Annotated in this window: 3 protein-coding genes, 2 tRNA genes and 1 pseudogene; 4 read left to right on the top strand and 2 right to left on the bottom strand. The window is 59.1% G+C overall.

Features of this window, described 5'->3' with window-relative positions; genetic code table 11:
* Together BLX41_RS34130 and rnr are read right to left on the bottom strand one after the other, a co-directional pair.
* Nucleotides 1–78: pseudogene (locus BLX41_RS34130) on the bottom strand (23S rRNA (guanosine(2251)-2'-O)-methyltransferase RlmB); the annotation flags it as partial.
* A complete protein-coding gene (gene rnr / locus BLX41_RS01005) occupies nt 75–2,702 on the bottom strand; it encodes a ribonuclease R (protein WP_123723403.1) in 2,628 nt (875 codons plus the stop codon). The pseudogene BLX41_RS34130 and the gene rnr, both read right to left, overlap by 4 nt.
* A 226-nt stretch (nt 2,703–2,928) precedes the next feature.
* On the opposite strand from rnr, the gene BLX41_RS01000 reads away from it, so the two are divergent.
* From BLX41_RS01000 to BLX41_RS00985, 4 genes are all read left to right on the top strand, one after another.
* Nucleotides 2,929–3,015, top strand: a tRNA-Leu gene (locus tag BLX41_RS01000).
* Nucleotides 3,016–3,180: 165 nt separating this feature from the next.
* Nucleotides 3,181–3,267 (top strand) — tRNA-Leu (locus BLX41_RS00995).
* A gap of 185 nt (nt 3,268–3,452) precedes the next feature.
* Nucleotides 3,453–4,478: an extracellular solute-binding protein gene (locus tag BLX41_RS00990; protein ID WP_123723402.1), complete on the top strand. Its 1,026-nt coding sequence runs from the start codon at nt 3,453–3,455 to the stop codon at nt 4,476–4,478.
* Nucleotides 4,478–6,043: an ABC transporter permease gene (locus BLX41_RS00985; protein WP_123723401.1), complete on the top strand. Its 1,566-nt coding sequence runs from the start codon at nt 4,478–4,480 to the stop codon at nt 6,041–6,043. Before BLX41_RS00990 ends, BLX41_RS00985 begins: the two co-directional genes overlap by 1 nt.
* The last annotated feature ends 45 nt before the right edge of the window (nt 6,044–6,088 follow it).

Below are 6,088 nucleotides of genomic sequence, written 5' to 3'. Positions count from 1 at the left end.
CTGCTTGACCCGCTTGGGATGGTGACGCAGCAACGCTTCTACAGCGTGCACGCCGTAGATTTTTTCCAACTGACTCATGACTTGGCCTTAGGTTTGCGCGCCCCGCCGCTTTTCGCGCCGGAAGCGGAGCCCGCCTTGGGCGGACCTTTACGATGTTTGCTCGGTTTGGCTGGCCGGTCGCTGTCTCTGGCCGGAGCCGATTTGCCGGACTTTCCCCCAGACGCCGCTTTACCACCGCCTTTGGCTCCCGCCAGCAGCGCCTGTTTCATTTCACGACTTTTGCGTACTTCGGCGTTTTTTGCCGCCGCATCGCTCGGACGGTAAGCCTCGACCGCTTTCTCCTTGGCAGAGCTGCGACGCCCCGCCTTCGCTGGAGCAGGCTCCTCGACTGCCTTGCTCGCCGGCACGTCCGCAGCACCGCGCTTTTTGCGACCAATCGGTGCACTGATGGTTTTCTCGGCCATCTCGAAATCGATTTTGCGCTCGTCCAGGTCTACGCGCATGACCCGCACTTCCACGGTGTCGCCCAAGCGGAAGCTGCGACCGGTGCGTTCGCCCGCCAGGCGGTGATGCACAGGGTCGAAGTGGTAGTAGTCACCTGGCAGCGCAGTGACATGCACCAGGCCTTCGACGTAGATATCGGTGAGTTCGACGAACAGACCAAAACCGGTGACCGCGGTAATCACTCCAGGGAAGGATTCGCCGACACGATCCTTCATGAACTCGCACTTGAGCCAGTTCACCACGTCACGAGTGGCTTCGTCGGCACGACGCTCACTCATCGAGCACTGCTCGCCGAGCTGCTCGAGGATGGCCTCGTCGTACGGATAGATACGCGCTTTCGGAATACTCATCGCTCCGGCGCGACGCACGTGCGGCGTGTCTTGCTTGGAGTGGATGACACTGCGGATGGCCCGGTGGGTCAGCAGGTCCGGGTAACGACGGATCGGCGAAGTGAAGTGGGTATAGGCTTCGTAATTCAGGCCGAAGTGACCCTGGTTATCAGCGCTGTACACCGCCTGGCTCAGGGAGCGCAGCATCACGGTCTGGATCAGATGGTAATCCGGACGGTCCTTGATGGTTTCCAGAAGCGCCTGGTAGTCCTTCGGCGTCGGACCATCCTTGCCTTTATGCAGGGACAGGCCCAGCTCGCCAAGGAACGCGCGCAGTTTCTCCAGACGCTCCGGCGGCGGACCGTCGTGCACCCGGTACAGGGCAGGAATCTCGTGCTTCTTGAGGAACTCGGCGGTGGCCACGTTGGCCGCCAGCATGCATTCCTCGATCAGTTTGTGAGCATCGTTGCGCGTGGTTGGACGAATTTCGGCGATCTTGCGCTCGGAACCGAAGATGATCCGGGTTTCCTGGGTTTCGAAGTCGATGGCGCCACGGGTATGGCGAGCACCGAGCAGGACCTTGTACAGCGCATACAACTGTTTCAGGTGCGGTACGACATCCGCGTACTCACCGCGCAGTTGCTTGGCTTCGGTGGTTTTCGGCTGCTCGAGCATGGCGCTGACCTTGTTGTAGGTCAGTCGAGCCTTGGAGTGGATCACCGCTTCATAGAACTGGTAATCGGTCATTTCGCCGGACTTGGAGATGGTCATCTCACAAACCATGGCCAGACGATCGACTTTCGGATTCAGCGAGCACAGACCATTGGAAAGCTGCTCAGGCAGCATCGGGATAACCCGCTCGGGGAAATACACCGAGTTGCCACGCACCTGGGCCTCTGCATCCAGAGCCGAACCAATCTTCACGTAGCTGGAGACGTCGGCAATGGCCACATACAGTTTCCAGCCGCCGCCGAACAAGCGCAGTTTGCCGGGCTTGGCTTCGCAGAACACCGCATCGTCGAAGTCGCGAGCGTCTTCACCGTCGATGGTGACGAAAGGCAGATCACGCAGATCGATGCGCTTCTCTTTGTCCTTCTCCTCCACTTCCGGCTTGAGCTTGGCCGCTTCCTTGAGCACGGCCTCGGGCCAGACATGAGGAATATCGTAGGTGCGCAGGGCAACGTCGATTTCCATGCCCGGAGCCATATAGTTGCCTACGACTTCAACCACGTCGCCTTGTGGCTGGAAGCGCGGCGTCGGCCAGTGAGTAATCTTCACTTCAACGAACTGACCGACCTTGGCATTGGCATTGCGCCCCGGCGTCACCAGCACTTCTTGCTGGATCTTCGGGTTATCCGCTACCACGAAGCCGATACCGCCTTCTTCGAAGTAACGACCAACAATGCTCTCATGGGCACGGGAGACCACTTCGACAATCACGCCTTCGCGACGACCACGACGATCCAGACCTGAAACCCGTGCCAGCGCACGGTCACCATCGAATACCAGGCGCATTTGGGCCGGGCTCATGAACAGGTCATCACTGCCGTCATCCGGCACCAGAAAGCCGAAGCCGTCGCGGTGGCCGCTGATACGGCCAAGGATTAGGTCGAGCTTGTCCACCGGTGCATAAGTGCCCCGGCGGGTGTAGATCAGTTGAGCGTCGCGCTCCATGGCGCGTAGGCGGCGGCGCAGGGCTTCCAGCTGGTCCTCTGTGGTCAGACCGAACTCTTCTACCAACTGCTCGCGACTAGCAGGCGAACCCCGATCAGCAAGGTGCTGGAGGATGAGTTCGCGGCTAGGAATAGGGTTTTCGTATTTTTCCGCTTCACGAGCGGCCTCGGGATCGAGGGACTGCCAATCGGCCATTAGATAAATTTCACCTTGTCTATATGCGGGTTAGTTTGGCATACGCGTATTGAAACGGGAAATTTCAGGCTCAGACAACGCTGGAAAAATCCTCATTGCCCCCTCAGAAACATCCTCACACCTGCCACTGGAGAGTTTTTTCAAACTTTTTTGAAATCTGGGGTTTACAGCTCAAAAGACCCTCCGTATAGTGCGCGCCATCGACGACGGAGACGTCAGCGATACTGCCCAGATGGTGAAATTGGTAGACACGCCAGCTTCAGGTGCTGGTGACCGCAAGGTCGTGGAAGTTCGAGTCTTCTTCTGGGCACCAATTCAAGAGCTTGAGATTAGATCAGTTTCAAGGCTCAAACAGAAACCCGCGAAAGCGGGTTTTTGCATTCTAAGTGTTTGATTTAATAAAACCAAAACAGGGGTTTACAGATCAAAACACGGTCCGTATAGTGCGCTCCATCGACACGGCGACAACGTCGATACTGCCCAGATGGTGAAATTGGTAGACACGCCAGCTTCAGGTGCTGGTGACCGCAAGGTCGTGGAAGTTCGAGTCTTCTTCTGGGCACCAATTCAAACTTGAGAGCATTGCTTTCAAGTTTTTCAAAAACCCGCGAAAGCGGGTTTTTGCGTTTCTGCCTTCCAGTATCTCCTCGCCTCATCAGCCCGCCACCGTACCCGTAAAGCGCACATGAGAAACGATATCGTTTATGATTGTTACAAGTTTTTGCGGCACAACAGTGAGGAAACCTGCGAATGATGTTCAGAAATACCCTCCTTTCAACATCCCTTCTGCGTGGCTTGACCATCACTTTGCTGGGACTGACCCTGGCATCTCCACTCACCCAGGCAGCCGATCCGGTTTCCCTGACCCTGTATAACGGCCAGCACAAGGAAGTCGGCGACGCTATCGCCAAAGCCTTCGAAGCCAAGACCGGCATTCACGTCAATGTGCGCAAGGGCAGCAGCAATCAGTTGGCCAGCCAAGTCGTCGAAGAAGGCGATCGCTCCCCCGCCGACGTGATCTACACCGAAGAGTCCCCGCCCCTGAACAAACTGGGCGAACAAGGCCTGCTAGCCCAGACCGATGCCGCGACCCTGGCCGTCCTGCCCAAGGAATACGTGGCCGGCAACGGCACCTGGATCGGCATCACTGCGCGAGTGCGGGTGGTGGCTTTCAACCCGAAACTGATCGACGAGAAAGACCTCCCCAAGTCGGTGATGGAATTCTCCCAGCCACAATGGCAAGGCAAGGTCGGCTTCGTACCGACCAGCGGCGCCTTCCAGGAACAGGCCGTGGCCATCATCAAATTGCACGGCATGGATGCAGCCGAAGAGTGGCTGACCGGTCTGCGGGCATTCGGCAAGGTCTATAGCAATAACATGGTAGCCCTCAAGGCCGTGGAAAACGGCGAAGTGGCCACCGTCCTGGTGAACAATTACTACTGGTTCGCCCTGCAACGGGAAAAAGGTCAGTTGGACTCGAAACTGCACTATTTCACCGGCGGCGATGTCGGCGGCCTGATCACTGTATCCAGCGCCGCAGTGCTCAAATCCAGCAAGCACCCGAAAGAAGCCCAGCAATTCCTTGCCTACATGGCCAGCGAAGAAGGTCAGCGGGTGATCACCCAGACCACTGCCGAGTACCCACTGCATAAAGGCATGGAGTCGGATCGCGGCCTCAAGCCATTCAGTGAACTGCAAGCTCCGAAAGTAACCCCGGCCGATCTCGGCAATGCCGAGGAAGCTCTGGACCTGGAACGCGACGTCGGCCTGAACTGATGAATCCGCCACTCTGCGCCCCCGCCTCGCGCACGCCATACGTGCCGAGGCGCAAGCGGCCCTCGATCTGGCTGCTGCTGCCGGTGTTGCTACTGGTTGGCCTGAGCCTGCTGCCTCTGTTGTATGTCGGGCTCAAGGCCTGGCAGGCCGGCTGGGCCGATGCCCTGCACCTGCTGTGGCGCCCTTATGTATTGCGCCTGCTGAGCAACACCCTGCTACTGATGCTGGGAGTCACCATCGCCTGCGCAGTGATTGGCCTGTCCCTGGCCTGGTTACTGGAACGCAGCGATCTGCCAGGGCGACGGTTCTGGGGCGTGGTGCTGTGCCTGCCCTTCGCCGTACCGGCCTTCGTCAGCAGCTTCACCTGGGTGTCCCTGAGTGCCGGATTCGAAGGACTGGGCGGTGCGATCCTGGTGATGACCCTGTCCAAATACCCCCTGGTGTTCCTGCCGGTGGCAGCCACCCTGCGTAATCTGGACCCCTCCCTCGAAGAGTCCGCACGCACCCTTGGGCAAAATCGCTGGGGCGTGTTCTTCAAGATCACCCTGCCCCTGCTCTGGCCATCGTTGCTGGCGGGATCACTGTTGATTGCCCTGCACATGCTGGTGGAATTCGGCGCGCTGTCGATCATCGGCCTGCAGACTTTCACCACGGCGATCTATCAGCAATTCGAGCTGGAGTTCAGCAACGCCAACGCAGCCATGCTCTCGGCAGTGCTGCTGGCGCTCTGCCTGATACTGCTTGGTCTAGAGTTGCGGGTTCGCGGCAAGGGTCGTCATGTACGCACCGGCCAAGGTGCAGCGCGACATGCGGAACAGGTACGCCTGGGACGCTGGTCCGCAGGCGGGCAAATCTACTGCCTGCTCCTGGCCTTGATTGGCAGCGGCGTGCCCCTGGGAATGCTTGCCTACTGGCTGGCCGCAGGCTCATCGGCCGCTTTCCCGGTCGCAGCCATCAGCGAAGCACTGCTTTCCTCCCTGGCACTGTCCCTGGGCGGTGCCGCCCTGTGCCTGGTGCTGGCGGTTCCCGTGGGTCTGCTGGTGGTGCGCTACAAGGGACGACTGGCCATCTGGGCCGAGCGTCTACCCTACCTGTTGCACGCCCTACCGGGCCTGGTGATCGCCCTGACGCTGGTGTACTTCGCCCTGCACTATGTGCCGGTGCTGTATCAAACCTCGGCGCTGTTGTTGATCGCCTATGCCCTGCTGTTCCTGCCCCTGGCACAGGCGCCGATCCGCACTGCCCTGAACAAGGCCGCACCGCAACTGGAAGAAGCGGCAAGAACCTTGGGAGCATCGTCGTTCAGCGCTTTTTGCCGGGTGACTTTGCCGATCATCTTTCCAGCGCTGGGCGCGGCCTTCGCCCTGGTATTTCTGGATGCGATGAAAGAACTGACTGCAACCTTGCTGCTCAGCCCGACCGGGGTGAACACCCTGGCCACAGAGGTCTGGGCCCATACGGCGAATGTGGAGTTTGCAGCCGCGGCACCTTATGCAGCACTGCTGATTCTGGTGTCGGGGCTGCCGGTGTATCTGCTGACGACGCGGATGTATTTGAATCGCTGAGAAGACCTTCGCCGGCAAGCCGGCTCCTACAGAACGCTCGTAGGA

It is taken from the genome of Pseudomonas protegens, from assembly GCF_003732485.1.
Lineage (GTDB): Bacteria > Pseudomonadota > Gammaproteobacteria > Pseudomonadales > Pseudomonadaceae > Aquipseudomonas > Aquipseudomonas protegens_B.
This window is presented reverse-complemented; position numbering and strand designations above follow the sequence as displayed.